This window comes from Altererythrobacter sp. KTW20L (genome assembly GCF_023501975.1).
Taxonomy (GTDB): Bacteria; Pseudomonadota; Alphaproteobacteria; order Sphingomonadales; family Sphingomonadaceae; genus Alteraurantiacibacter.
In genome coordinates, this window is the sequence record NZ_JAMFLH010000001.1 from 51,699 (window position 1) to 77,216 (window position 25,518).

Genomic DNA, 25,518 nt, shown 5'->3' on the forward strand with positions numbered 1-25,518 from the left:
GCGCCCGCGTGACTGCAGCAGCGCGAATGGCTGGATTGTTTCCGACAGTTTCGAGGAGCCGCACCCACGAATGGCACCCTGCCCTTCCTGTAGGAAAGCACCTTCGCGGCGCGTCACTGACCGTGCGAGCGGCTAGCCGCTTGCCAGCAGCCCCGCGCACGGCTAGTCCCGCGCCGCGGAACGGGGGCAACCCTGGGTGGCAGGGGCCTGTAGCTCAGCGGTTAGAGCTGGCCGCTCATAACGGCTAGGTCGCGGGTTCGAATCCTGCCGGGCCCACCACCGCCGCAATTCAGGCCCATCGTTCGGGCCATCCGGTTCGGGGAGTAGCGCAGCCCGGTAGCGCATCTGCTTTGGGAGCAGAGGGTCGCAGGTTCGAATCCTGTCTCCCCGACCATTCTTCAAGTCTGCCCACTTGTGGGCCCGGCTATCCCACAAACCAAAAGCCCCCGGCTTTCGCCAAGGGCTTTCTGCTTGACGGTATCGCAGGTGCTACCTGCGGACGGCGAGGTTTGCTCCGGCGTCGAAGGCACCGTCGGCGCGCGGACCGACCGTACTTACGCCCGCGCCGAGCCTGCCGATGGTTACGGTCTGCCCGGCGCTGTTGTCCACCACCAGCTTGACCCACAGGGTCTCGCCGTCCTTGAACCAGGCGGTTTCGCCCGCTTCGCGCAGCGCATCCAGGCTGGCGAGTTCCGCGCCGGCCGCAGGGGTCGAGAAGCCAGGCAGTTCGAAGATTACCCACGAACCGTCGTCCATCTCGGTCAGGGTCAGCGCCAGTTCGTCCCGGCTGGTTTCCACCCGCACGTCGGCCCCGCTGCGGATTGTGGTCTGTCCGGTATATTCCCACCGGCGGCCGTTGCGGCTGAGCATGATCGGATCGGCGATCGGACCGCCGCCGAAGCCCATCTGGCCGCCAAGGTTGAACAAGCCGAAATCGCCCTGGCAGATCGCCGCGCCCCAGGTGGGCCTGATCTCGCAGGCGTCTTCATCGGACGCGATGCCGTTGTCGAGGACAATGAAAGCCCCCGGCACGCCGCCGACCGAACCGTCCTTGTCGTGGATCGACGCGCCCCGCCAGGCGTTGCCGCGCCCGAGGTCCGACGCCCAGCGGCGGACATAGGGCGGGAAGCTGACCGGCTTGGAATTGACGAAAGTCGCCCCTTCGATCGCATTGCCGGTGCTCATCCCGAAGCTGGTGTACATCAGGTAGGACAGCGCGCCGGCGTCGCGGGTGTCGTTGGGCTGGAAGTTCACGAAGGTCGTGTTCTCCACATCATGACGCATGTCGTAGTATTCATAGCCACGGATGGGGAAATCGACGATTTCGTTCGGCATCGAGCGGCCGTAGGCGATCTCTGCCGGGGTGGTGGGGGTTCCGATGTTGTCGCTTTCTCCCACGAAGATCGAATCGACGACCTTGGAGGTATATTCCGCGCGGCCCACTGCGGATGCGGCGTGGGTAAAGCCGATGGCATTGTCAGCCACGCGCAGGTTGGTGAACAGGTGCAGTTCGCCCCGGCCCCACACCGCGCCGTTGCGGTTCTTGTAGGCGGTGAAATCGGCAAAGTGCGATACCAGCGGCTCGCTGTTCGGATCTGCCGGATCGACCGTGGGGAAGTGGTAGTTGCTGCCGCCCACGCTGAAGGTGTTGTCCGGGTTCGGCCCGCGATCGAACATCAGGCCGTCGAAATTGGAGTGCGAGGTATTGCCGCTGAATTCGCGCACGCGGGTCCGGCGGGGCCAGGTATTGGCGGCGATCTCCGTGTTCAGGAACTCCCCGTTGGGATGGATCGGCAGGGCGAACCAGAAGCCCACCATGTCGGACCCGGCGGCCACGTTGTTGCGATAGACATTGTCCGGGTTGGTGATCCAGAAGGTCGCCGCCGTGTTGTCGGACGGCAGCAGGATATGTTCCGACCTCTGCCCTGCCGCGCCGCGCCCCGGCGCCGAGCTGGCAAGGCCTGCCGGACCGAGGTGCGTCGGCTCGCACGGCAGCGTGGGGTGACACTTGGTCATGATCCCCAGGTTGCTGATGAACTGGTTGCCCGTCTCGATGGCATCTTCCAGGAAGAAGCAGTGGCCCACCGTGTCGAAGGTCACGTTGTTTTCGACCCGTACGTTGTGGGTGCCGTGCACCGTGACGCAGCGGTTGAAGGTGTTGTGGATGGCGGAATTCTGGATGTACTGGCCCTGCCCTTCACCCACCAGGTGCCAGTGGATCGGATAGCGCGCCAGCGTCAGGTGCTGGCCCATGCGATACAGTTCGACCCCGGAGACCCGCACGTCGGGCTGGAGCATCGCCATGATGTGCCCGCCGAAATTGTTTTCCAGGGAATCCTCTGACGCCTGGATGCGGATGTTGCGGGTCAGCAGGCCCACTTCGCCGCGCTGGTCCACGCCGAAGGTGATCTCGCCGAAATGCATGTATTGGAGCGGGCGGTCGAGCGTGATGGCGTTGCCGCTGATGGCGGCGATGGTGCGCTTTTCCGCCTGGCGCGGGTCGAAGTCGGTGGAAGCAAGGACGATCTCGTCCCCCACCCGCCAGCCGCTGGCGTCCAGCACTTCAATCCGCGTGGCTCCGGCCTCGGCCGTGCCTGAAAGCTTGCTCCAGGTGTGCTCCCGGTCACCGTGGAGGCTGAGCGTACCGCCCATCAGCATGATCCCGCGATCGCCCATGGTGTTGATGTCTTCGCCGGGGACATTGTCGGTCAGCGTGATCGTGGCCTTGGCCGTGTGCGGGCGCTCCTCGCTGCCGATGTGCAGTTCGCCCCGCCGCAGGTAGATCCAGTCGGTCGCCAGTTCGATGTCGAGATCGTTGGAGAAGGTCAGCTTGCCGTCGATGGTCAGGCTGCGCAGGGTCGGCGGAACGACATCGAGCAGCACATCCATGTCCCGCGCGATCACCACCGCATCGCCTTCGCGCGGCACGCGGCCATCGGGCCAGGCGGCCGCATCGGACCAGCGCATGGTCCTGGTTGCCGCAGCAGGCGCTTCTGCCGCCGCTTCCATATGGTCATGGTGATCCTGGGCGGCAACGCCCGTTCCGGCCCCGAGCATAAGCGTGGCCGGAAGAAGCATGGCTGTAATGTGCAGGCTGGACCGCAAACGCATCGTATCAATCCCCTCCGCCGGGGCTTTGGCCCCGTTCGTTCAATTTGGATACGAATGTGCCTCGGAAGCGGAGTTTTGCCAAGCTGGTATCGGGTACATCCACGTCCCAATTGTATTCGATTGTAACGCGGGGCCAAACCCGCCACGCGAAAAGGGGCGACCTGCAACAGGCCGCCCCTTCGTCATTCCACCCGATCGGAAGATCAGAAGCGCAGCGTAGCCGTTGCGCGCAGGCTGTGGGTGCGGAACGCGCCGTTCGACGAGCGCAGGTCCGTGCCGGTCGGATCGACCACCAGGAACGGGTTGGTTGCGCCTGCCGTGCCGGGGCCGACCTCGACGTAGTAGTCACCGTCGCCATAGTCGGAATAGAGATACTCGGCACCCAGCGACAGCGCCGGGGTCAGGGCGAACTCCATGCCGCCGCCGGCCTGCCAGCCCCACCGCATCTTGTCATCGTTGACTTCGGTGAAGCTGTTGGCGCCGTTGGTGGTGGTGAAGGTCTGGTCGATATCGGCATAGCTCACGCCGCCCGTGGCATAGGCCAGGACCGTTTCGCCGAACACCCAGCCGAACCGGGCACGGGCACTGACGGCATAGTCCATCTCGCGGGTGACGGTATAGCTGGCGGGCGTGGTGGAGAAGCCGGTGGTGCTGTCGGCCAGTTCGGTCCGGCTCACTTCCAGCACGGTGCCGATCAGCGCCATGCCGCCCGGACGCATGTCATAGCCGATGCGCGCGCCGTATTCCCAGTCCTTGCCATCCTTGTTGCACGGCGGGGCATTGCCATCCACGTCGCTGTCACAGAAGCCGGGCGAGAAAGCGTTGGCACCGCCCACGGTGTTGACGTTGTCGTTGAACACGCCATCGCGGTTGGTGTCGAATTCCAGCCGGTCTCCGGTCCTGTCATCGGCCTTGGTGCCGCCACCGAACACCGAAACATAGGGGCCCGTGAACGCATCCTGCGCCATGGCGGGGGCCGAACCGGCGGCGCACAGCAGCGCGGCGGATACGGCGAGTTTGGTATTGAATTTCATAAGAACCTTTCGTTGTAACCCTGCCCTTCCCGTCTGGCCCTCAACTGCGCGAAGCCGGGGCGGTTTCCAAAATCCGGCCGATTTCATGGATCGGTGTTATCGTGTTGCAAGTGGACAACACCGGCAGCGCGTTCAGGCTTCGATGACCCTTATGTGCCGAATGAGATGCGTTCCGGCGGAAAGCCCCGTGCCATGGCGCGCTTGGGCCACACCGTGCGCAACGCTTGCCCCGGCGGGCCATTGCCCCTATCTGCGCGGCAAATCCCGATAACCTGCGATCCTGCCTGACCAGGCCTGATCCTGCCTGACGAAAGACGACCGATGGCCGCCCAATATGCCTATGTCATGAAGGACATGACCAAGACTTTCCCCGGTGCGCAGAAGCCGGTGCTGTCGAACATCAACCTGCAGTTCTACCAGGGTGCCAAGATCGGCATCGTCGGCCCCAACGGCGCGGGCAAGTCCACACTGATGAAAATCATGGCGGGGATCGACAAGGACTATACCGGCGAGGCATGGCCGGGCGAGAACATCACCGTGGGCTACCTGGCGCAGGAGCCCGAACTCGACCCCACCAAGACCGTGCTGGAAAACGTCAAGGACGGCGCCCGCGCGACCGCCGACATGGTCGAACGGTTCAACCAGATCGGCATGGAAATGGGCGAGGACGGCGCCGATTTCGATGCCCTGGGCGCGGAAATGAGCGAGTTGCAGGACAAGATCGACGCGGTCGATGGGTGGAGCCTCGACAACCAGCTCGAAATCGCGATGGAAGCCCTGCGCTGCCCGCCGTCGGATTCGCCGGTGCAGAACCTGTCGGGCGGTGAAAAGCGCCGCGTCGCCCTCACCCGCCTGCTGATCCAGAAGCCGTCGATCCTGCTGCTCGACGAACCGACCAACCACCTCGATGCCGAAAGCGTCGAATGGCTGGAAAACCACCTGAAGGAATATGCCGGCGCGGTGCTGATGATCACCCACGATCGCTATTTCCTCGACAACGTGGTGGGCTGGATCCTCGAACTCGATCGCGGGCGCTACTTCCCGTACGAAGGCAACTATTCCACCTACCTCGAAAAGAAGGCCAAGCGGCTGGACCAGGAGGACCGCGAGGAAAGCGGCCGGTCCAAGGCGCTCAAGGAGGAACTGGCCTGGATCCGCCAGACGCCTGCCGCCCGCCAGACCAAGTCCAAGGCGCGTATCCGCAAGTTCGAGGCGCTGCAGGACGCGCAGAACGACCGCAAGCCCGGCAAGGCGCAGATCGTCATCCAGGTACCCGAACGCCTCGGCTCCAAGGTGATCGAGGCCAAGAACCTGACCAAGGCCTATGGCGACAAGCTGTTGTTCGAGAACCTCAGCTTCACTTTGCCGCCGGGCGGCATCGTGGGCGTGATCGGGCCGAACGGCGCGGGCAAATCAACCCTGTTCAAGCTCCTCACCGGCAAGGAAACGCCCGACAGTGGCGAGATCGAGATCGGCTCGACCGTGCACCTCGGCTTCGTGGACCAGAGCCGCGACCACCTCGACCCGACCAAGAACGTGTGGGAGGAAATCTCCGACGGGCTCGATTACATGACCGTCAACAAACACGAAACCAGCACGCGGGCCTATGTCGGCGCGTTCAACTTCAAGGGCGCTGACCAGCAGAAGAATGTCGGCAAGCTGTCCGGCGGTGAACGCAACCGCGTCCACATGGCCAAGATGCTGAAGGAGGGTGGCAACGTCCTCCTGCTCGACGAACCGACCAACGACCTCGACGTGGAAACGCTGGGCGCGCTGGAAGACGCGATCGAGAACTTTGCCGGCTGCGCCGTGGTCATCAGCCACGATCGCTTCTTCCTCGATCGCCTGGCCACCCACATCCTCGCCTTCGAAGGCAACAGCCACGTCGAGTGGTTCGAAGGCAACTTCGCCGCCTATGAAGAAGACAAGCGGCGCCGCCTGGGCGATGCGGCGGATCGGCCGACAGCGCTCAGCTACAAGAAGCTGACCAGGTGAACGCGAGGGCCGGGCGTTCATTCTTCCGGCCCTCAACATGAACAGCTACCTGACAGGCCGGTTCAGATATCGGACAGACCGACTCGCCTAGAAGCGTGCTCACAGACCGCCCCACTCGCGGTAAACATCTGGAGGACGCCGAATATGACATTTACATCTCTCCTGAGGTCGAGTGGGCTTGCGGCTTTGGCCCTGGCCATCGCCCTTCCCGCCATCTCGGTCAGCGCCCAGGCGCAGGACCGTCCGCAGCGCGGTGAATGGCGCGGCGGCAACTCGGGCGGCGAAAGCCGTGGCGACAACCGCGGCCGCAGCGAGAACCGTGGTAGCGAACGCCGTGCGGAACGTCAGGCCCAGCCGGAACGCCAGGCCCAGCGCCAGGCAGCTCCCCAGCGGCAGGCCCCCGCACCCCAGGCTGCCGCTCCCCAAGCCGCTCCTCAGCGTCAGGCCCAGGCCGTGCCGCGGTCGGCCGACCAGCGTCGTCCGATCGAACGGGCCGATCCGGGCGCAAGCCGCCAGGCCCGCCCGGCTCCTCCCACAGTGGTCCGCGCGCCGGAACGTAACAACCGCCCTGACACCCGCCAGGCCAACCAGCCACCGCGCAATCGTGGCGAGCGGGCAGGCGTGGTGGACAGCCGTGCCATCGACCGGGTCGAGGCGCGTCGCGAAGAACGTCGTGATGACAGGCGGAACGACCGCAACGACAACCGTGGCTGGGTCGGGAACGACAACCGTGGCCGCGACTATCGCGACAACGACCGCAATAGCAGCTACCGCGACAACAATCGCAACCGCGATTACCGAGATGCCAACCGTAACCGCGATTACCGCAACGACAATCGCCGGTGGGACCGGCAGGCGTGGCGCAATGACCGCCGCTATAATTGGAACGACTATCGCCGCTCCAACCGCAACGTCTATCGCCTGGGCAACTATTACACGCCCTATCGTGGCTACAGCTACAGCCGGCTGAGCATCGGTATCCGTCTCGACAGCCTGTTCTTCGGCAGCCGCTACTGGATCAACGATCCGTGGCAGTACCGCCTGCCCGCCGTCTATGGCCCCTATCGCTGGGTCCGGTATTATGACGATGTGCTGCTGGTCGATACCTACAGCGGCGAAGTGGTGGACGTGATCTACGACTTCTTCTGGTAACAGCCACAAGGCCGAGTGCCGGAAGAGTGGCCGGCACAAGGAGCCCCTGCTCTCTTAACGAGGGCGGGGGTTTTGTGTTGCACGACACCGCGCGCTTTGGAACAAGGGCGGCAATGACGGTCGAGGTGAAACCCGAATTCCGCAAGGACCAGCCCGCCCTGCGCAAGGTGGGCAACACTGTGCGCGAGCGATTGGCGGCCAACCCCGCGGTGTGGAAAGTGCCAACCGACAAGGCCGAGGTCTTCGCCGTGGCCGACTTCATGAATGCCGAGGAATGCGCCCGGATGATCGCCATGATCGACGAGGTCGCGCGTCCTTCCACCGTATTCGACCTGCAGTACAAGGACGGCTACCGCACCAGCTATTCGGGCGATGTCGATCCGCACCACCCCTTCATCAGGATGCTCGACCGGCGGATTGACGACCTGATGGGGATCGAGCCGACCTTCGGCGAAACCATCCAGGGCCAGCGCTATATGCCCGGCCAGGAATTCAAGCCGCACCATGACTGGTTCCATCCCAATACCAGCTACTGGGAGATCGAGACCGCGCGCGGCGGCCAGCGGGCATGGACGGCGATGGTCTATCTCAACGATGTGGACGAAGGCGGCACGACCGATTTCACCGATCTGGGCATGGCGATCGAACCCAAGGCGGGTGTGCTTCTGCTGTGGAACAATACCGACGCCCAGGGCCTGCCCAACCATGCCACGATCCACGCTGGACGGCCCGTGGTGCGCGGGGCGAAATATGTGATCACCAAGTGGTATCGCGCCAAGCCCTGGCGCTAGGCACTTTCACTTGGCGTCAGGACCGCGCCGTTCTGCCCGCATTTCGCTAACGAACCGGTCCAGCTTGCGTGACAGGCGCAGGATTTCCAGCTGGGTGCGCAGGTTCACTTCGTAATCGTGGCGCGCGGTAATGCGGTCCTTGGCTGACTGCCGGTTCTGGCTCATCAGGATGATCGGGGCCTGCACCGCTGCCAGCATCGACAGGATCAGGTTGAGGAAAATGAACGGGTACCCGTCGAACGGACCCAGCCCGAAGGATTCAAGCAGGCTGGTGTTGAGCAACATCCAGCCAAACAGCACCACGCCAAAGGCGATGATGAACCCCCAGCTTCCGCCCACGGCAGCCACCTTGTCGGCCAACCTCTCGCCGCGCGTGGCGTGCGCCTGCGCGGCCTCGTCGGCATCGATGCCGGTGAACGTCCCCGCTGCCACCCGCTGCAGCACGCGCTGCTCGTCCGATCCCAGGTCGTCGAAATCGCGCCCCAGCAGTTCCCGGGCGAGGTGACGGGGATCGGCATCATGGCTCATCGGGCAGATCCTATGATTGCAAAGCCTCGGCGATCAGGCGGCGGGTGTTGGCCACGCCGTATAGCGCAATGAAGCTGCCCATGCGCGGCCCCTGTTCGCTGCCGAGCAGGGTCTCGTACAAGGCGCGAAACCAGTCGCGCAGGGTTTCAAAGCCGTGCTCGGGCTTCTTGCCGATTTCATAGACCATGTTCTGGATATCTTCGGCTGAAGTACCTTCTGCGGTCCCGGCAAGGAAAGCGTCGAGTTCGCGCAGCGCATCCGCCTCGTTCGGGTTCGGTGCGCGGCGCTGCAGCGTGGGCGCGACGAAATCGCGGTTGTAGGCCAGCGCCTTTTCCACCAGCCGGTACAGGTCCGGATGGTCGTCCGGGTCGGCATCGCCGATGTAGTTGCCAAGGTAATTCCACACCTGCTGGTGTGTCGCCCCGGCACCCAGCACGCCGACAAGGTTCAGCAACAGGCCGAAGCTCACTGGCAGGCTGTCTCCTGCGCCCGCATCATGGTTCGCCGCATGGAGCAGGTGCCAGGCCGGATTGCCCAGCCGCTTGCTCCAGTCCTGCCCCGGGATCGCCGCGCGGAACTGCCAGTATTCGTCCACCGCGCGCGGGATCACGCTGATCGACAGCTGCTTGGCGCTTTTCGGATTGGCATAGAGGTAATGTCCCAGGCTTTCCTCGCTGCCATAGGTCAGCCATTCCTCGATCGACAGGCCATTGCCCTTGGACTTGGAAATCTTCTCGCCATTGGCATCAAGAAACAGCTCGTAGATCATGCCTTCGGGTTTGCGGCCGCCCAGAACCTCGACGATGCGGCCCGACTGGGTGACACTGTCGGTCAGGTCCTTGCCACACATCTCGTAATCGACGCCCAGCGCAAACCAGCGCATGGCCCAGTCGACCTTCCATTGCAGCTTGGCCTGCCCGCCGAAAATGCAGTGTTCGATCGTGCGGCCCTCGTCCTCGAACCGGACGATACCCTGTTCTGCATCCAGCACTTCAATCGGCACCTGCAGCACCACGCCGCTTGTGGGGCTGACCGGCAGGACCGGCGAATAGGTGCGACGGCGCTCTTCACGCAAGGTCGGCAGCATGATCGCCTGGATCGCGTCGAACTTGCGCAGCACCTGCCGCAAGGCCTCGTCGAAGGCGCCCGAATTATAGCGATCCGATGCCGAGACGAATTCGTAGTCGAACCCGAACTGGTCAAGAAAATCCTGCAGTCGCGCATTGTTGTGGTGGGCAAAGCTCTCGTGCGTGCCGAAGGGGTCGGGGATGCGGGTCAGCGGCTTGCCGAGGTGGCTTTCCAGCATGGCCTTGTTCGGCACATTGTCCGGCACCTTGCGCAACCCGTCCATGTCATCGCTGAAGGCGACCAGCCGCGTAGGCGCTGGCAGGCCGTCAACGCTGGCCACGATCTCAAAGGCGCGGCGGACCAGCGTGGTGCGCAAGACCTCCTGGAATGTGCCGATATGCGGCAGGCCGCTGGGGCCATAACCGGTCTCGAACAGCACGGGCGCAACCGTCCCGTCAGCGCCTTTTTTGGAACCGTTGAACCGCTTGGCGAGTTTCATCGCTTCCTGGAAGGGCCATGCCTTCGAGGTGCGGGCGGCTGAGATCAGGGCTTCGTCGAACATGGTCGCGGGGCCTATGCCCAAAGACCAGTCTTTCGCAAGTGCGAATGCCGCCAATCCTGACCACGCCCGCCGAAGACTGCAGGAGAACCGGCCCCGTGCAATATATCGAAATGCTTCAAATCCAGCTCAACACCATGGCGCTGGGGTTTGTCGCCCTGCTGCCGCAACTGGTGCTGGCGTTGGTCGTGGTGTTCCTGACCTGGATCGTGGCGCGCTTTGCCGTGCGTATTGCCGAAATGCTCACTGGACGATCCAGACTGCGGCCCGATTTGCAAAAGCTGGTGGAAACGCTCGTGCGGGTGGCGGTGTGGATCATCGGCCTGCTGTTGGCCGCCGCGGTCGCCATCCCCGGCTTTACCCCTGCCGGAATGATTGCCGGCCTCGGCATCGGCGCGCTGGCCATCGGCTTTGCCTTCCAGGACATTTTCGAGAACTTCCTGGCCGGCATACTCATCATGCTGCGCGACAAGATGAACCTGGGCGATTACGTGGAGGCCGACGGCATTTCCGGCAATGTCGAGAAGATCACCCTGCGCGAAACCCACATCCGCCAGTTTTCGGGCGAACTGACGATCCTCCCCAACGCGACGGTGTTCAAGAACCCGGTCAAGATTTTCAGCGATGCGCCCGAACGGCGCGATTCCATGGTGGTCGGCGTGTCCTATGACAGCGACCTGGAACGCTCCGCCGCGGTAATCCACGATGCGGTCGCCTCGGTGGCGGCCTTGGTGCCGGGTCGCCCGGTGGAAGTGTTCGGCAGCGAATTCAATTCCAGCTCGGTCGATTTCAACGTGCGCTGGTGGACCAACACCAAGGAGAACAACATCCTGGTGGTACGCCATGAAGTGATCCTCGCCATCAAGGCCGCGCTCGACCAGGCCGGGATCGAGATCCCGTTCCCCTATGTCACCCACACCTTCAAGGAGAGCCTGCCGCTGGAACGGCCTCGCAAGGCGGCCTGACAACCTGCGACATTTTAGCCGGTTGGCGATGACAATGGGCTGTGGCAGTCTCCCCATCGAGAGTTGAGGGGAGAGACGAGGAATGGCCAAAGCAGCCTATCCCGATGACGTGCCGTTGTTCCGGTACGACTACACCGCATTGTCGCTGGACCAGGTGGCCGCCGCCCTGCGCGCGCCCGCGCTCGGCGGTCCGGGCGGCGCGGCGGAGCTGGAGCAGCTCACCCGCGAAGAGCTGGCCTTCGTCGCCACAGACGGCACGCGACTGACATGGAATTTCGGGCCTGACCGGCAGGTGACGCTGCAAGGCGAACAGCCGGGCCGCTATGGCGCGCTGACAGTCGATCACATCACCCTGATCGCCCACCTCGTTCCCGGCACCACGCGCGGCTATGCCATCGCCTGGGACCGGCACGACAACCGCGCCACGGTGTTCGAATTGTGGTTCGGAGGCGGCCCTGCCCCCACCAACCGCGAGGTCAACCGCGCGGTGTGGCACGGCCATATCGAAGGCGGCGCCCGCCCGGAAGGCGAGCTGCACATGCCGACCGGCCGGGTACAGGGTCGGGCGATCATGTGGGCGGAGGATACCGGCAACCGCACGGTCGATTACTACCCCTCCTCCGCCTTCTCGCACTGGGTCGAGCTGGACCGCATCGCCGAAGGGCGCGGCTATTCGGGCCCTTCGGACTACATCAAGCTGACCGAGGACTTGTATCTCTACACCCGTACAGAGGCGGAGTTTTCCGGCCTGTGGCAAATGTATGTGATGGACGCGAACCGGCTGCAATCGGTTGGCCTTCGGCTGGGTTTCGACGGGCTCGACAACCTGGAATACTATATGTTCCGCGGCACCGGCGAATGGCTGGGGCAAATCGCCAACTTCATGGCCTTCGAGGATGTCAGCGGCGATCCGCTGGCCATGCCCGACGGACCCAAGGGCGCGCGCCGGGTCTATCGCCCGCTCGAAACGATGGACAAGATGACCCCTGCGGAGGTGAGCGCCGCCGTCGCCGCCGAAACCCACGTTTTCGCCCGGGCAAGCGCCATGGCGGGCCACGGCCTGCCCCCCAGCCGCGCGCTGTCGGGCAGGAACTTCGCCGTCCGTTATGACGGCGGGCCGCAGGTGGAATACCGCTTTACCGGCCATGACGAGCTGCAATGGCGCGAAGGCGGGGCCGGAGGCTGGACCACGGCACGCTACAACGCCTGGGAAACCATGCCCGGCGTGTTCATTTTCGGACACCTGCTGGCAGGCAAGCCCAATCACGATGGCCACGTGGTCGTCGCCGATTTTGACAACGGCAAGGCGACCTGCTTCCGCGGCTACCTCAACACACCCTATTTCGCCAACGAGGCGGGAGCGGAAACCTGGTTCGGCAAGCTGGTGGGTGAAGGCATTCCCGATCCCGGCACTGCCCGGCACGAGCGGACGAACGACCTGCTCGGTTCCTGCCTCACCTGGTCCTATTCGCCGGGCCTTACCTCGATGCACCTCTATTCCAGCCCCAACACGGTCAGCTGGATCATCTTCACGCCATCGGGCCACGGCGGCGCGCAGTGGAGCGGCAGCGGCGATTTCGTGAAGATCCGCGACCAGCTCTATTTTGTGCGCTGGCAGGAGGAAGCCTGCAACGGCACGCTGGGCACGATCCTGATCAACCTGCGCACCATGCATGACAGCGGCATCGGCTATCATTGCGGGGAAAACGGCCTGAGCATGAGCCCGGTGGGCGCCTATGCGCGGCTGGCGGGCAGGTTCGACGTCGAAAAGTACCTTGGCAACAAGCGCGGAGGATATGCGGTATGACTATTCCCCAGACAGATCGCCGATCGATGTTGAAGCTGGGCGCTCTCGCCGCCACGCCGCTCGCCGTCCTCGCCCCATCTGCCGTGCTGGCAGCCAGCGACGATGACAGCGCCGCGCGCCTGTCACTGCTGGAAACGCGTGCGGCGATCGAGGAGCTGGCCCGCAAGGTCGTGCTTCGGTTCAACGATGGCGGGGTCCAGGCCTGCGCCGATCTTGCCCGCTGCGCCGACGCCTTCCGGCTCGACCCGCAACTGAGCGCGATCCGGCCCGATCCGGCGGCCGACATGGTGGTGGAACTGGCGGCTGATAGTTCTGCCGCGACCTGCCGCCTCGCCTGCCTGGCCGAGCATTCGCTGGCTTTTGCGGGCGACACCACGATCGAGCGCATGGCGCGGTTCCAGGGACAGTCCGCCGCCACCAATACCACATCCGCCACGCTCGACCTTGCGCTGGAACGTAGCGGGCAAGGCTGGACGGTTCGCACAATGCATGTCGCCTGACCATAGAGGCGAATGAGGGAGAGAATGGACATGAGGACACTTGCAGCGGTCAGCCTGACCGCGCTGGCGCTTGCCGCCTGCACCACGGGCGAGGGAGAAGCACCCGCCACCATCATGTCGAGCGCCGAGGATTGCATCAGCTTCGATACCTCGGTGCTGGGGGTTGAAAACGCTTCCGCGACCTGGGTGGACGCAGCCGAGGGTGCGCCCGCGTTCTGCGAAGTGACCGCCACGCTCGCCCCCGCCGAAGGATCAACCTTGGGTGTCGTTTATCGCCTGCCGGCGGAATGGAACGGCAAATTGCTGGGCATCGGTGGCGGTGGCTGGGCGGGCAATGTCACGCTGATGGCAGCAGCAGATGGCTTGGCAAAGGGCTATGCCACGCTACAGACCGATGGCGGCAACGCGGGCACCGATGTCTGGGCCAACAGCTGGGTGGCCGAACGCCCGGAAAGTGCCACCGATTTCAGCCACCGGGCAATCCACGAAATGACCGTGGCGGGCAAGGCCGTCGCCGCCGCCTTCTATGGCCAGGAACACCGCCGCGCCTATTTCAACGGCTGTTCCACCGGCGGCCGCATGGCGCTGATGGAGGCCCAGCGTTACCCGGACGACTACGACGCGATCATTGCCGGTGCGCCGGTCTATACCCTGCAGGTCCAGACCAGCGCCGTGTTCCGCAACCAGACCTTTGCGGCGGGCGGGTTCAGCGAAGCGGACCTGCAACTGGTGCAGGCCTCGGTCCTCGCCCAGTGTGACGCGGCAGACGGGCTGGAGGACAGCATCGTCAACGACCCGGCGAGCTGCGGCTGGCAACCGTCATCCCTCCAATGCTCCGGTGCCAAGACCGCGCAGTGCCTGTCGGCCCCGCAGGTCACCGCCTTGCAAACCGCCTATGACGGCGTGCGGGCATCCGATGGAAGCTGGGCCATGCACCCCATGCGGCGCGGCGGCGAGGCCAGCTGGGCCATGTTCGTCGGCACCGATGGCACCGGACAGGATCCGACCGGCGGCGGCGGGCTGGCGAACCTTTTCCCGCTGTTCTTCGGGCAGGGCAATTCTGTAACCCTGGCGAATTTCAACGATGCCAACTACCTCGCCGTGCGCGCCAGCCCCTTTGCGCAGATGTACGAGGCGGCAAACCCCGACCTCTCGGCTTTCTTTGAACGCGGCGGACGCCTGCTGATGTGGCACGGCGAAAGCGATGCCGGCCCCAGCCCCGTCGGCTCGCTCGAATATGCCCAGGCCGTGATGTCGCAAAATCCGGCGGCAACAGACCAGTTCCGCTATTTCACCCTGCCCGGCGTGGGTCACTGCCGCGGGGGACCGGGCGCCGACTTGGTGGATTACGTTTCCGCGATGGATGACTGGGTCGAAAGCGGCACTGCACCCGAACGCCTGATCGGTTCCAAGCCCGATGGCTCGATCACCCGTCCGCATTGCGCTTGGCCCAATGTGGCCCGGTTCGAAGGCCAGGGCGAGGCCAATGATCCTGCTGGCTGGAGCTGCGTTCCCCGCACCTGATTCTGGACGTGCGAAGGGGCGGCATCCCTGACCGGGTCGCCGCCCCTTCTTCCGCCTAATGGGCCTGCCTGGGGATAACCATCAGGCCGCGGCGGAACTGTTGCCCTGCAATTCCGGCCAGTTCTGCGGATACTGGCTAAGGTCGATGCGCGATTTCCCGTTCTCGAACTTGCGGCCGAGCGACTGGAGGATAAGCCGGGCGCGGCGGCGACGGGCACGCAGGGTGTTAAACGGATTGGCCCGGTCGGGCTTGGCCGCCACCATCCGGTCGATCAACGCCTCGCGCTCCGCGTCATTCTCCGGAACCTTGCGGGGCAACGCCACCGAGGCACCGGCCGGGGCAAGGCTGGCTTCGCGCGAGCGTTCGCGGATCGGCAATACCGGCTGCTGGCTGCGCGGCGCCGTTGCCTCCGGTGTTGCCGTTTGCGGCTTGGCGGCAAGGCTTGCCGTGGTCACCACACCTGCCGGAACCGTACCCGCCGGAACGCTTGTGGCAGGCTTGGAACCCAGATCGTGCGTGACGACCGGCGATACCGTAGCGGGCGACGTTTTGCCTGTGTCGACCTTGGGCCGATCAATCAGCGGAACCTGGTCCACCCGGCGAACCTGGCGGCGGCGCAAGGCGAGTGCGCCCAGGAAGCCGAGGCCAAGCACGCCAAGTGCCGAGGCCAGCAGGCCAAGCCACACGGCCGTTTCAGCACCGCTGCTCTGGCTTACAGGGTCGGCGGCGGGGACAAGGTCAACGCTGCCGTCGATGACAGGGGGTACGGGCGGGAGCGGCGGCGGGATATCGCCGGGCGGTGCCTGCTCCGGCACCTGTTCCGGGATCGTAGGTTCAGCCGGCGGCGGGGTCGCTGCGGTGGTTCGCGCAGCAGGTGAAGCTGCCTCGGCACGCGGAGCCGGAGCAACATTCGCTGCACCGCCCTGCGTGGATTGGGCACTGTTGGCACCTGCTGGCGGAGTCGCAGCGTCAGCCTCAGAACCCGCCGGAACATCCTGGACCACTGCCTGCGCGTTGAACACGCGGGTGGGGGCCTGATTGCCTGGGGTCGCGCCGGGGGAGGCCGGTGCGGCAGAAGACGTTGTCGGCGCGGTCGTTTGTGGTGTCGGAGCCGGAGCTGTCGCAGGCGCAACAGGCATTTGCAGGCGTGGGGTAGGCTGCGGAGCCGGAGCGGGAGCGGCACTTGGCGACCCCATCGGCTGTGCTGCCGGGTCCTGGGCAAGCAGCGGGGTTGAACCAAGCACCAGGACCGCGGCAATCGCGGGGACGGTACTGCGAGCAAGATGTGAGCGTGTGATCATAATGGGCATTAAACCAGCCGCTCAACCTGGCAGTTCCGTGAACCGCTGTTCATCCTTGCGTTAAAGTATTGATTTTGCGTGCTTCCAATTTTTCTTCTTGCGGCAAACGGATTGTTCACTGCGGTGAGGTGACCCCGGCCATATCGGCTGGCGCGAGAATTTTCGAACCGGTCAGCCACCCTTCGTTTACTTTTCGTTCCGGCTTGCGATAGTGGGCACCGATGCCGCCCGACACTGCTCCTCTACCCTCCCCGCTTGCTCTGCCTGCACTCCACGCCAGTCATGCCGGGTGCTGGTTGCGCCGGGGCGATGGCGGCAGCACTGGCGGCGTGGGCAAGGGCGAGGCGGTGATGGCGGCGGCGGACAGCCCGCTGCTGATGATCAATGCCCCGCTGGTGTCCACCCGGCTGGGGTATCCCGACCTTTCCGGGCTCGACCTCCTTGAACTGTTCGCCTTCATCCATCCGGCGCGGTTCTGCGTACCCACCCCGCGCGGCCTGGCCCATGCGCTGGACCTGCCCGAACCTGCGGGTGACGACGATGTACCCCGCTTCCTGCAACTTGCCGCCGGTGCATTGCTGGCCCGCTGCAACGCTCCCGACTGGCCGGAGCGTGACGGTGCATGGTCTGTCCTGCAATCGCTGGCGCGGTTGCGATGGGCCTGGGCAGGCGTTCTGACGCCGCATGTCGCGCGCCCCCAGCAGGCCGAAAAGTGGCTGTTCGCCCGCCTGCCCGAATGGGAGGAAGCGGGCGAGCGCCCCCAGCCCGCGCAGGTCCAGCTTGATGAGGCACAGGTCGATACCCGGCTGGTCGAACTGACCGGACTGGAGGCCGAACGGCGCGACGGGCAGCAGCACTTCGCCCGGTCCGCGCTGCGCATTTTCGCCCCCCGCGCCCGGCGTGATACGCCGCACATGCTGCTGGCCCAGGCAGGCACCGGCATCGGCAAGACGCTGGGCTACCTTGCCCCCGCCTCGCTGTGGGCCGAGCAGTCGAAGGGCACGGTCTGGGTCTCCACCTTTACCAAGAACCTGCAACGCCAGCTGCGCAGCGAAAGCCGCCGCGCCTGGCCTGAAGCGCGGCCCGATGGCAGCCGCCCGGTGGTGATCCGCAAGGGGCGGGAGAACTACCTCTGCCTGCTCAATCTGGAAGACGCGCTGCAAGGCGGGTTCGGCGGGCGGGCGGCGATCATGGCGCAACTGGTGGCGCGCTGGGCGGCCTACAGCCAGGATGGCGACATGATCGGCGGCGACCTGCCCGGCTGGCTCGGCACGCTGTTCCGCGCCCGCGCGATCCGCAGCCTGACCGACCAGCGCGGCGAATGCATCTATGCCGGGTGCCCGCACTACCGCAAATGCTTCATCGAACGCGCCGCCAGGGCCAGTGCCCAGGCCGACCTGGTGATCGCCAACCATGCGCTGGTGATGGTCAATGCCGCGCGCGGGAGGGATCACGCCCAGCGCCCCACCCGCATCGTGTTCGACGAAGGCCACCACGTGTTCGAGGCTGCCGACAGCACCTTTGCCGCCGCCCTGACCGGGGCCGAGACGGTGGAACTGAAGCGCTGGATCCTCGGGCCGGAGCGCGGGTCGAAAGGCCGCCGCCGGGGCCTGGCTGCACGTCTGGCCGATGTGGCGAGCTATGACGAAGTGGGCGGCAAGGCCGTCGCTGCCGCCTGCCACGCGGCAGAGGCCCTGCCCACGCAAGGCTGGCTGCAGCGCCTCGCCGAAGGCCAGCCGTCAGGCCCGCTGGAGGAACTGTTCACGGCGGTCCGCGCCACAACCTATGCGCGTGACGAAAGCGGGCAGGATGCAGGCTATGCCATCGAGACAGAGGCCGCGCAGCTCGATGGTGCCTTCGTCGAACTGGCGCAGCAGGCAGGCATTGCCCTGTCCGAGATCCGTACCCCGCTGATCCGCCTGGGCGTGCGGCTGGAGGCCCTGCTCACCGACGGGCCCGACTGGCTGGATGGCCAGGGCCGCGCACGGATCGAAGGCGCGCGCCACTCGCTCACCTGGCGGATCGACATGCTCTCCGCCTGGGAATCGCTGCTCCAACGCATGGGTGGCCCGGCAGACCCCGATTTCGTTGACTGGCTGGCGGTCGACCGATCAGACGCGCGCGATTACGATGTCGGTCTCCATCGCCGCTATCTCGATCCGATGAAGCCCTTTGCCCAGACCGTGCTGGCAGGCACCCACGGCGTGATGCTGACCAGCGCCACGCTGTGTGATCGCGGCGCGGACGGGCCGCAATGGGCCAGCGCGGTGGAACGATCAGGCGCATCCCACCTTGATGTTGCCCCGCACCTCGTCGAAGCCGCCAGCCCGTTCGATTATGCCGCCCGGGCCGAAGTGCTGATCGTGACCGACGTGCCCAAGGGCGACCTTGCGGCACTGGCGGGAGCCTATGCCCGCATCATCGATGCCTGCGGCGGCGGTGTGCTGGGCCTGTTTACCGCGATCCGCCGGCTACGCGCGGTTCATGGCCGCATCGCCGACAGGCTCGCGCGGGCAGGACTGCCGCTCTATGCCCAGCATGTCGATCCGATCGACACCGGCACGCTGGTCGATATCTTCCGCGACGATCCCGCCGCCAGCCTGCTCGGCACCGATGCCCTGAGGGACGGGGTGGACGTGCCCGGCAATTCCCTGCGCTGCGTGGTGATGGAGCAGGTGCCCTGGCCCAAACCATCGATCCTCCACCGCGCACGACGGGCAGCCAATGGCGGCGGCGTGCATGATGACCGGATCATCCGCGCCCGGCTGGCCCAGGCCTTCGGACGGCTGATCCGCAGCAAGGATGATCGCGGCCATTTCATCGTCCTGTCGCCCGCTTTCCCCAGCCGCCTGCTGGGCGCCTTCCCGCCGGGAACGCCGGTTCATCGGGTAACGCTGGACGAGGCTTTGCATCGCGTCGGCGCGGCCAATCTGATAGGGACGAAAAGCGCGGTCCGTGCGCCGGAGGACGAGATTCGGTGAAGATATTGGGCCTGATGCGCCACGCCAAGTCCGACTGGGATGACCTGTCCCTGCGCGATTTCGACCGTGGGCTTAACGATCGCGGACGGCGCGGCGCAGCCCTGATGGGGGCGCACATCGCCGCCCATCCGGCTGCGTGGGACCACGTGCTTGCCAGCCCCGCCGCGCGGGTGCGCGCCACGCTCGATGCGTCGGGTCTCGCCCTGCCGGTGACCTTCCTTGATGATGCCTATATGGCCGACAGCACCACGCTGCTGTCCCTGCTGCGCGACCACGGCGGCGAGGCCGAGGCGCTGCTGTTGGCGGCGCACAATCCGGGCCTGCAGGAACTGGCGCTAGACCTCGTTCCACCCGAAGCGGAGGACGACCTGTTCGAGGAAGTGATGGTGAAATTCCCCACCGCCGCCTTCGCCGTATTCGCGCTGGATATCGATGACTGGGCGCATTGCACGCCGGGCTGCGGCCGTCTCACCCATTTCGTGCGCCCGCGCGATCTTGATCCCGAACTTGGACCGGACCGGCGGGGCTAGGCAATGGATTGGCGGTCAGGCCGCCTTTAGCGCGCCCGACAGGCGGTTGCGGATCGACAGCAGGCGGGCCTTCATGTCGACGATTGCCTCATCCGCAGACAAGGCGCGGGCAGCGGGCGTTTCCGCCGCTTCCAGCAGGGCGCGCGCGCCTTTCAGGGTATAGCCTTCGTGATTGACCAGCCGGTCAATCTTGCTGACCAGCGCGACATCGTGCGGACGGTAGAGGCGGCGGCCGCCGCTGCGCTTCAGCGGCTTGAGCATCGGGAACTGCTGTTCCCAATAGCGCAGGATGTGCTGTTTGATACCAAGTGCCGCCGCCACTTCGCCGATCGTGCGCATGGCATCGGGTGCCTTGCCGTCATCGAAAGGCGAAGTGCTGGCCGACATATCAGGAGCCCTTGGCAACCCGTTCCTTCAGCTTCTGGCTGGCGCGGAAAGTCATCACGCGGCGCGGGGTGATCGGCACTTCGACCCCCGTCTTGGGATTACGCCCGACGCGTTCCTTCTTGTCGCGCAGCACGAAGCTGCCGAAACCGGAAATCTTCACATTTTCGCCATTGCCCATGGCTTCGCACATGCGGGCGAGCACGGCTTCCACCAGGTCGAGCGATTCCGAACGGGAAAAACCCATCTTGCGGTTGATCGTCTCGGCAAGGTCGGCACGGGTCAGCGTGCCGACGGAACGCATCGAATCCATGCGAAAATTCTCCTCATCACCACGACCCGAAAGCGGTTAATGCTATAATCACCGCAACTTGGCAAGCGAACCGCAGGATATATCCCACATCGATTTTGATCGACCGATGGTCAGATCCGGATCAGGCTGGCGCCCCAGGTAAATCCGCCGCCCATGGCTTCCAGCATGACCAGCTGCCCGCGCTGGATGCGCCCGTCGCGCCGGGCCGTGTCGAACGCCAGCGGCACCGATGCAGCCGAGGTATTGGCCTGGGTATCAACGGTTACGACCACCTTGTCCATCGACAGGCCCAGCTTGCGCGCCGTGGCATCGAGGATGCGCAAGTTGGCCTGGTGTGGCACGACCCAGTCGATATCCGCCGCCACATGGCCCGACTTGGCGAGCACGTCGGCCAGTACCTGCGCCAGGTTGGTCACGGCATGGCGGAAGACCTCGCGTCCCTTCATCCGAAGGTGGCCGACAGTGCCGGTGGTCGACACACCGCCATCGACATAAAGCAGATCGCCATGCGCGCCATCGGCGTGGAGCTGGGTGGCGAGGATGCCCTGGTCCGCCTTGTCGCCCGCAACCTCTGCCGCCCCGATCACGAAGGCCCCTGCCCCGTCGCCGAACAGAACGCAGGTGGCGCGGTCTTCCCAGTCAAGCAGGCGACTCATGGTTTCGGCGCCGATAACCAGGGCCTTTGACGCCATGCCGCCGCGGATCATCGCGTCCGCCGTGCCCAGCGCATAGAGAAATCCGGAACAGACCGCCGCCACGTCGAACGCCGGGAAACCGGCACCGCCCAGTGCTTTTTGCACCAGGGTGGCGGTGGCGGGGAAAGTGCAGTCGGGCGTGGCCGTGGCCAGCACGATCAGGTCGATATCGGCGATTGTCAGGCTCGCATCGTCCAGCGCACGGCGGGCAGCTTCGGTCGCCAGCGTGGCGGTGGTTTCGCCTTCGCCCGCCAGGTAGCGCTGGGTTATGCCCGTCCGCTCGCGAATCCACTCGTCACTGGTATCGACGGTTTTCGCCAGCTCTTCATTGCTGACAGCACGGGCTGGCAAGGCAGAGCCGGAGCCGAGGAAGATCGAACGGATCACTTGGCAGGTGTTCCCTTGTCGCCATTGGTGTCGCCATTGGTCTTGTCGCCGTTCTCGCGCAGACGCATCTCGCCCAATTCGGCAAGGTCGGCGCAGATACGCTCGGTCAGGTTTTCCTCCAGCAGCCGCGCGGCCACTGCCACTGCATGGGCCACGCCCTGGGTATTGGCGCTGCCGTGGCTCTTCACCACCACGCCGTTCAATCCCAGGAAGACCCCCCCGTTATGGTTGTTGGGATCGAGATGATGGCGCAGCAGCTCGGTTGCCGGGCGCGAGATCAAGAAGCCGATCTTGGAGCGTAAGGACGAACGGAAAGCGGTTTTCAGCAGGTCGGTCACGAAGCGGGCGGACCCTTCAATCGCCTTCAGCGCGATATTGCCCGAAAAGCCGTCGGTAACCACCACGTCCACATCGCCGCGGTTGATCTTGTCGGCCTCGACATAGCCTTCGAAACTGAGCGCAAGGCCGGTCGCGGCGCGCAGGCGGCTGGCGGCTTCCTGCAATTTATCGGTGCCCTTGGTATCTTCGGTGCCGATGTTAAGGAGCCGCACGCGCGGAGCTTCCTTGCCGGTGACAATGCGCGAATAGGCCGCACCCATGATGGCGAACTGCACCAGATTGCGGGCATCACATTCGGTATTGGCGCCAAGGTCCAGCATGACCACGTCGTCGTCGCTGAGGGTGGGCAGCAGGGCGGCCAGCGCGGGCCGGTCGATCCCCGGCATGGTGCGCAGGGCCAGCTTGCTCATCGCCATCAGCGCGCCGGTGTTGCCGGCGCTGACCGCAGCCCCGCAATCGCCGCTCTTCACCGCGTTTATGGCCAGACCCATGCTTGTGGTCTTGGCACGGCGCAGCGCCTGGGTGGGTTTTTCGTCGCCAGCCACCACATCCTCGCAATGGAGGATTTCGGACGCGCCCCGCATGTTGGGATGACTGTCGAGTGCGGCCTTGATGCGCGTCTCGTCGCCGACCAGCAGGAACTGGAACCGGTCGTGACGGCGGCGGGCAAGCGCCGCGCCGGAGATCATCACGCGCACGCCTTCATCCCCGCCCATCGCATCAATCGCGATACGCGGAAGGCTCATGCGAACGATACCTCTCTGTCGCTAGGGCTCAGAGCCCTTTGGGCTCGAGGATCTGGCGGCCGTTATAGTGACCGCAGGCGCCACACAGCATGTGCGGGCGCTTCAGCTCGCCACAGTTCGAGCATTCATGGAATGCTTCGACCGGGAGCGCATCGTGCGAACGGCGGTTGCCACGACGATGCGGCGATGTTTTTCTTTTAGGGACAGCCATGGCGGCACCTGTTCCTTGAATACTATAAACTGTTGGGGCCGCCCTAGGGCAAGCAACCTGCCTGCGCAAGCGCGCCGGAAAGTGCCCCAGGGATGCGGCGAAGGCGCGGCCTATAGACCATTTGTCCTGTGTTGCAAGCCACATTGCCCGGCCCTAGTCAGGGAAATCGGTGGAGAGGGAAAATCATGGGTGACCTGCATATTTCATTGCTGAGTGCAGCGCTGGCCGCGCTTGTTACCGGCTGGCTGGGCTGGCGCTGCGGCAATATCCGCCTGAAGGAGAAGATCCTCCACGGCGATGGCGGCAATGCCCTGTTGCACCGGCGGATGCGGGCGCAAAGCAATTTCACCGAATATACTCCGATTGCGCTGGTGCTGATCCTGGTGCTCGACTTGGCGGACCAGGACGGCTGGCTGCTCGGTCTGACAGCGCTGGCCTTTATGGTGGGCCGCGTGCTCCACGCCATCGGCATGGATGCGGACACCGCCGCCCGCCCGCGCATGATCGGCATGATGCTGACCCTGCCCCTGCTGGTGCTGTGGGCCGGCTGGGCGATCGCCGTGGCGTTCAGGCTGGTCTAGCCGCGCGCCATTGCCGCATCGCTGACGAACTGGTTGGTCCGCCGCTCCTGCCCGAAAGTGCTTGTGGGGCCGTGGCCGGGCACGAAAGTCACCCCGTCGCCCAGCGGCCACAACTTCTGAGTGATCGCATCCAGCAAGTCCTGGTGGTTGCCCATCGGAAAGTCCGTGCGTCCGATTGACCCGGCAAACAGCACATCGCCGACAAAAGCAAAGTTGGTCGGCCGGTGGAAGAACACCACGTGGCCGGGCGTGTGGCCAGGGCAATGGATCACTTCCAGCGTCACCTCGCCAAAGCTGACCGTATCACCATCCTCCAGCCAGCGGTCGGGCTCGAACACCTTGCATTCCATGCCGAAGCGCGGACCATCGTCCTCCAGCCGGGCAATCCAGAAGCGGTCGGCTTCGTGGGGGCCTTCGATGGGTACACCCAGTTCCTTGGCCAGGATGCCCGACTGGCCGCAATGATCGGCGTGGCCGTGGGTGAGAAGGATCTTCTCCACCGTCACGCCAGAACGCGCTATCGCATCCTTCAGCTTGGCAAGATCGCCGCCAGGATCGACCAGCGCCCCGCGCATGGTCTTAGTACACCAGACGAGGCTGCAGTTCTGCTCGAACGCCGTCACCGGCAGGATCGCGGCGCGCAGGGGGGATTCATTGGCCATGGAGGGATTAGTGGCGAGCGCGCGGCGGTTTTACAACCGCCCGCTCTTCCACACCACCCGGCCCACCAGGTCGAGGTCGTCCGCCATGACCGAGATCGGCGGATAGCTGAGGTTCTGGCTGAGGATCGAGAAGCGGCCCGATCCTTGCGACGTCACCCGCTTGACCAGCAGGTTGCCATCCAGCCGCAGGACATAGATGCCATCGCGGAAAGGGCGGCTGACCATGTCTACCAGCAGGTCATCGCCTTCGCGCAGCAGCGGTTCCATCGAATCGCCCACCACCCGCACGGCCGACAGCTTGCCCGCCTCCAGCGCATGTTCGCGCAACCATTTCCGGCTGAAGCGGAACGAATCGAACGCCCCTTCCGTGGTGGCAGCTGCCCCCGGCCCGGCGGACGCCTCGACAGACAGGCGCGGCACCTCGATCCACTCACTTTGGGCATCGTAGGATTTTTCCTTCAATGCACCAAGCTCGGTTTCCGGCACTCCGAAGAACCGCGCCAGCTTGCGACGATCGCCCTCCTCCAGCTTCCGCGGGCTGCCCTTAGAAATATACTGCTGTAAGTAAGTAGTATTACGGCCCAGCATGCGGGACAGCGAAGCCAGGCTGCTGCCCTTCTCCCTCGCCAGTACTGCCAGTCTCTCGCGCGATCGCATGGCTCATAATCCCTGTGTGACCTTGATTGCTTCCTACATGAAGGATTTTTCCTAGACAAGTAGGATTTCGCAGGACAGCTAGATGACAGGGTGATTCGTTACCCGGTCGCCACAAGGCCACGCGCAAGAACAGGATAAGGGAACCGCGATGCTGATCCGCAAAATCGAAGTCTTCCTCCGCCGCACGGGGATGCCCGCCACAAAATTCGGCCGCCTCGCCACGCAGGATCCGCGCTTCGTGCTCGACCTGCGCAACGGCCGCTCGCCCCGGGAAAACACAGCGTCACGGGTGGAACATTTCATGAACGAATACTGGGAGAAGCCCCATGCATATTGAATTGAAGAGCCGTCCTGCGCCTGTTCCGGCCCCGGTGAAAAAGCGCCGTCGCTCCATCGGCGAACGGCTGGTCGAAGCGCTGGTTGCCCTGGGGCAAGGCCAGGCCACCCTGCTGCGCCACAGCGAATCGAGCTGGGCCAGCATCACCTTTGCCGGCACCCGCCACCGGGTCACGCTGCTGTTCGAAGGGGCAGAGGCGGTGGAAGCGGGCGAATGCTTCATCGCCTTCCTGCCGGAACACGAATTCGCCCTGCCCGGCCATCTGGTGGCCGATGCCGCCGTGGTCGAAGTGGATCACGTGGCCCACCCGCCCCGCATGACCGTGGTATGCGAACTGCTGTTGCTGGAGGATGGTTAAA

24 protein-coding genes and 2 tRNA genes are annotated in these 25,518 nt (G+C 64.8%); 14 read left to right on the plus strand and 12 right to left on the minus strand.

Going from position 1 to position 25,518, the window contains the following annotated elements; translation table 11 throughout:
• Window positions 1-203 precede the first annotated feature (203 nt).
• A tRNA-Ile gene (locus tag M3P36_RS00285) sits at window positions 204-279 on the plus strand.
• Window positions 280-317: 38 nt separating this feature from the next.
• Window positions 318-394 (plus strand) — tRNA-Pro (locus M3P36_RS00290).
• Between the two features lie 95 nt (window positions 395-489).
• Here M3P36_RS00290 and M3P36_RS00295 read toward each other — a convergent pair.
• Entirely contained in the window at window positions 490-3,111 is a 2,622-nt protein-coding gene (locus M3P36_RS00295) for a G8 domain-containing protein (protein ID WP_249697997.1), read from the minus strand.
• A gap of 203 nt (window positions 3,112-3,314) precedes the next feature.
• Window positions 3,315-4,145, minus strand: coding sequence for an outer membrane protein (locus tag M3P36_RS00300; protein ID WP_249697999.1), 831 nt, complete (start codon window positions 4,143-4,145; stop codon window positions 3,315-3,317).
• Between the two features lie 321 nt (window positions 4,146-4,466).
• Here M3P36_RS00300 and ettA point away from each other — a divergent pair, with 321 nt between their 5' ends.
• The 3 genes from ettA to M3P36_RS00315 all read left to right on the plus strand — a co-directional run bounded on the left by ettA (window position 4,467) and on the right by M3P36_RS00315 (window position 8,083).
• On the plus strand, window positions 4,467-6,140 hold the full coding sequence (gene ettA / locus M3P36_RS00305; protein WP_249698002.1) for an energy-dependent translational throttle protein EttA: 1,674 nt from the start codon (window positions 4,467-4,469) through the stop codon (window positions 6,138-6,140).
• Window positions 6,141-6,326: 186 nt separating this feature from the next.
• On the plus strand, window positions 6,327-7,292 hold the full coding sequence (locus tag M3P36_RS00310; RefSeq protein ID WP_249698004.1) for an RcnB family protein: 966 nt from the start codon (window positions 6,327-6,329) through the stop codon (window positions 7,290-7,292).
• Between the two features lie 113 nt (window positions 7,293-7,405).
• The gene (locus M3P36_RS00315; protein WP_249698007.1) at window positions 7,406-8,083 is read left to right on the plus strand and encodes a prolyl hydroxylase family protein; all 678 of its coding nucleotides are present in this window, start codon (window positions 7,406-7,408) and stop codon (window positions 8,081-8,083) included.
• 6 nt (window positions 8,084-8,089) lie between these two features.
• On the opposite strand, the gene M3P36_RS00320 is transcribed toward M3P36_RS00315, so the two are convergent.
• On the minus strand, window positions 8,090-8,611 hold the full coding sequence (locus tag M3P36_RS00320) for a DUF1003 domain-containing protein (protein ID WP_249698008.1): 522 nt from the start codon (window positions 8,609-8,611) through the stop codon (window positions 8,090-8,092).
• Window positions 8,612-8,621: 10 nt separating this feature from the next.
• Window positions 8,622-10,241, minus strand: a complete 1,620-nt coding sequence (locus M3P36_RS00325; protein WP_249698010.1) for a lysine--tRNA ligase — start codon at window positions 10,239-10,241, stop codon at window positions 8,622-8,624.
• A 95-nt stretch (window positions 10,242-10,336) separates the two neighbouring features.
• On the opposite strand from M3P36_RS00325, the gene M3P36_RS00330 reads away from it, so the two are divergent.
• From M3P36_RS00330 to M3P36_RS00345, 4 genes are all read left to right on the plus strand, one after another.
• Complete coding sequence (locus tag M3P36_RS00330) at window positions 10,337-11,203, plus strand: mechanosensitive ion channel family protein (RefSeq protein WP_249698012.1); 867 nt, start codon at window positions 10,337-10,339, stop codon at window positions 11,201-11,203.
• 82 nt (window positions 11,204-11,285) lie between these two features.
• Window positions 11,286-13,010: a MoaF N-terminal domain-containing protein gene (locus M3P36_RS00335; RefSeq protein ID WP_249698014.1), complete on the plus strand. Its 1,725-nt coding sequence runs from the start codon at window positions 11,286-11,288 to the stop codon at window positions 13,008-13,010.
• Window positions 13,007-13,510 (plus strand): hypothetical protein, encoded by a 504-nt coding sequence (locus tag M3P36_RS00340; RefSeq protein WP_249698017.1) that lies wholly within the window; start codon window positions 13,007-13,009, stop codon window positions 13,508-13,510. Before M3P36_RS00335 ends, M3P36_RS00340 begins: the two co-directional genes overlap by 4 nt.
• 30 nt (window positions 13,511-13,540) lie before the next feature.
• Window positions 13,541-15,034: a tannase/feruloyl esterase family alpha/beta hydrolase gene (locus M3P36_RS00345; protein ID WP_249698019.1), complete on the plus strand. Its 1,494-nt coding sequence runs from the start codon at window positions 13,541-13,543 to the stop codon at window positions 15,032-15,034.
• An 81-nt stretch (window positions 15,035-15,115) separates the two neighbouring features.
• Here the strand turns inward: M3P36_RS00345 and M3P36_RS00350 are convergent, their stop codons facing one another.
• Window positions 15,116-16,057, minus strand: coding sequence for a hypothetical protein (locus tag M3P36_RS00350; RefSeq protein ID WP_249698021.1), 942 nt, complete (start codon window positions 16,055-16,057; stop codon window positions 15,116-15,118).
• A 500-nt stretch (window positions 16,058-16,557) separates the two neighbouring features.
• On the opposite strand from M3P36_RS00350, the gene M3P36_RS00355 reads away from it, so the two are divergent.
• Window positions 16,558-19,317: an ATP-dependent DNA helicase gene (locus M3P36_RS00355; RefSeq protein WP_249698024.1), complete on the plus strand. Its 2,760-nt coding sequence runs from the start codon at window positions 16,558-16,560 to the stop codon at window positions 19,315-19,317.
• A complete protein-coding gene (locus M3P36_RS00360; protein WP_249698026.1) occupies window positions 19,314-19,847 on the plus strand; it encodes a SixA phosphatase family protein in 534 nt (177 codons plus the stop codon). Before M3P36_RS00355 ends, M3P36_RS00360 begins: the two co-directional genes overlap by 4 nt.
• Before the next feature lie 15 nt (window positions 19,848-19,862).
• Here M3P36_RS00360 and M3P36_RS00365 read toward each other — a convergent pair whose 3' ends face one another.
• The 5 genes from M3P36_RS00365 to rpmF form a co-directional block, all read right to left on the minus strand.
• Window positions 19,863-20,234, minus strand: coding sequence for a MerR family transcriptional regulator (locus tag M3P36_RS00365; protein WP_249698028.1), 372 nt, complete (start codon window positions 20,232-20,234; stop codon window positions 19,863-19,865).
• Window position 20,235: 1 nt separating this feature from the next.
• Window positions 20,236-20,535, minus strand: coding sequence for an integration host factor subunit alpha (locus tag M3P36_RS00370; RefSeq protein ID WP_249699011.1), 300 nt, complete (start codon window positions 20,533-20,535; stop codon window positions 20,236-20,238).
• A gap of 119 nt (window positions 20,536-20,654) precedes the next feature.
• Window positions 20,655-21,626 (minus strand): beta-ketoacyl-ACP synthase III, encoded by a 972-nt coding sequence (locus M3P36_RS00375; RefSeq protein ID WP_349630529.1) that lies wholly within the window; start codon window positions 21,624-21,626, stop codon window positions 20,655-20,657.
• A complete protein-coding gene (gene plsX, locus M3P36_RS00380; RefSeq protein ID WP_249698031.1) occupies window positions 21,623-22,711 on the minus strand; it encodes a phosphate acyltransferase PlsX in 1,089 nt (362 codons plus the stop codon). Before plsX ends, M3P36_RS00375 begins: the two co-directional genes overlap by 4 nt.
• A gap of 28 nt (window positions 22,712-22,739) precedes the next feature.
• The gene (rpmF, locus tag M3P36_RS00385; protein WP_249698033.1) at window positions 22,740-22,922 is read right to left on the minus strand and encodes a 50S ribosomal protein L32; all 183 of its coding nucleotides are present in this window, start codon (window positions 22,920-22,922) and stop codon (window positions 22,740-22,742) included.
• Window positions 22,923-23,107: 185 nt separating this feature from the next.
• Between rpmF and M3P36_RS00390 the strand changes: the two genes are divergently transcribed.
• Entirely contained in the window at window positions 23,108-23,503 is a 396-nt protein-coding gene (locus tag M3P36_RS00390) for an MAPEG family protein (RefSeq protein WP_249698035.1), read from the plus strand.
• Here the strand turns inward: M3P36_RS00390 and M3P36_RS00395 are convergent.
• Complete coding sequence (locus tag M3P36_RS00395) at window positions 23,500-24,165, minus strand: MBL fold metallo-hydrolase (RefSeq protein WP_283773263.1); 666 nt, start codon at window positions 24,163-24,165, stop codon at window positions 23,500-23,502. The two genes, M3P36_RS00390 and M3P36_RS00395, sit on opposite strands and share 4 nt — an antisense overlap.
• 30 nt (window positions 24,166-24,195) lie before the next feature.
• On the minus strand, window positions 24,196-24,822 hold the full coding sequence (locus M3P36_RS00400; RefSeq protein WP_249698038.1) for a S24 family peptidase: 627 nt from the start codon (window positions 24,820-24,822) through the stop codon (window positions 24,196-24,198).
• A 148-nt stretch (window positions 24,823-24,970) separates the two neighbouring features.
• On the opposite strand from M3P36_RS00400, the gene M3P36_RS00405 reads away from it, so the two are divergent.
• Together M3P36_RS00405 and M3P36_RS00410 are read left to right on the plus strand one after the other, a co-directional pair.
• Window positions 24,971-25,159, plus strand: a complete 189-nt coding sequence (locus M3P36_RS00405; protein WP_249698040.1) for a hypothetical protein — start codon at window positions 24,971-24,973, stop codon at window positions 25,157-25,159.
• Window positions 25,149-25,517 carry a hypothetical protein gene (locus M3P36_RS00410; RefSeq protein ID WP_249698042.1) on the plus strand — a complete coding sequence of 123 codons (369 nt, stop codon included), beginning with the start codon at window positions 25,149-25,151 and terminating at the stop codon, window positions 25,515-25,517. Before M3P36_RS00405 ends, M3P36_RS00410 begins: the two co-directional genes overlap by 11 nt.
• Window position 25,518 lies beyond the last annotated feature (1 nt).

Excerpts from the sequence above, each read along its gene's own strand:
- M3P36_RS00355 (WP_249698024.1), top strand. The coding sequence starts at position 16,558 with ATGCCGCCCGACACTGCTCCTCTACCCTCCCCGCTTGCTCTGCCTGCA.
- M3P36_RS00295 (WP_249697997.1), bottom strand. The coding sequence starts at position 3,111 with ATGCGTTTGCGGTCCAGCCTGCACATTACAGCCATGCTTCTTCCGGCC.
- M3P36_RS00405 (WP_249698040.1), top strand. The coding sequence starts at position 24,971 with ATGCTGATCCGCAAAATCGAAGTCTTCCTCCGCCGCACGGGGATGCCC.
- M3P36_RS00400 (WP_249698038.1), bottom strand. The coding sequence starts at position 24,822 with ATGCGATCGCGCGAGAGACTGGCAGTACTGGCGAGGGAGAAGGGCAGC.
- M3P36_RS00395 (WP_283773263.1), bottom strand. The coding sequence starts at position 24,165 with ATGGCCAATGAATCCCCCCTGCGCGCCGCGATCCTGCCGGTGACGGCG.
- M3P36_RS00345 (WP_249698019.1), top strand. The coding sequence starts at position 13,541 with ATGAGGACACTTGCAGCGGTCAGCCTGACCGCGCTGGCGCTTGCCGCC.
- plsX (WP_249698031.1), bottom strand. The coding sequence starts at position 22,711 with ATGAGCCTTCCGCGTATCGCGATTGATGCGATGGGCGGGGATGAAGGC.
- M3P36_RS00365 (WP_249698028.1), bottom strand. The coding sequence starts at position 20,234 with ATGTCGGCCAGCACTTCGCCTTTCGATGACGGCAAGGCACCCGATGCC.
- M3P36_RS00315 (WP_249698007.1), top strand. The coding sequence starts at position 7,406 with ATGACGGTCGAGGTGAAACCCGAATTCCGCAAGGACCAGCCCGCCCTG.
- M3P36_RS00410 (WP_249698042.1), top strand. The coding sequence starts at position 25,149 with ATGCATATTGAATTGAAGAGCCGTCCTGCGCCTGTTCCGGCCCCGGTG.
- M3P36_RS00325 (WP_249698010.1), bottom strand. The coding sequence starts at position 10,241 with ATGTTCGACGAAGCCCTGATCTCAGCCGCCCGCACCTCGAAGGCATGG.
- M3P36_RS00340 (WP_249698017.1), top strand. The coding sequence starts at position 13,007 with ATGACTATTCCCCAGACAGATCGCCGATCGATGTTGAAGCTGGGCGCT.
- M3P36_RS00320 (WP_249698008.1), bottom strand. The coding sequence starts at position 8,611 with ATGAGCCATGATGCCGATCCCCGTCACCTCGCCCGGGAACTGCTGGGG.
- M3P36_RS00390 (WP_249698035.1), top strand. The coding sequence starts at position 23,108 with ATGGGTGACCTGCATATTTCATTGCTGAGTGCAGCGCTGGCCGCGCTT.
- rpmF (WP_249698033.1), bottom strand. The coding sequence starts at position 22,922 with ATGGCTGTCCCTAAAAGAAAAACATCGCCGCATCGTCGTGGCAACCGC.
- ettA (WP_249698002.1), top strand. The coding sequence starts at position 4,467 with ATGGCCGCCCAATATGCCTATGTCATGAAGGACATGACCAAGACTTTC.
- M3P36_RS00370 (WP_249699011.1), bottom strand. The coding sequence starts at position 20,535 with ATGCGTTCCGTCGGCACGCTGACCCGTGCCGACCTTGCCGAGACGATC.
- M3P36_RS00300 (WP_249697999.1), bottom strand. The coding sequence starts at position 4,145 with ATGAAATTCAATACCAAACTCGCCGTATCCGCCGCGCTGCTGTGCGCC.
- M3P36_RS00335 (WP_249698014.1), top strand. The coding sequence starts at position 11,286 with ATGGCCAAAGCAGCCTATCCCGATGACGTGCCGTTGTTCCGGTACGAC.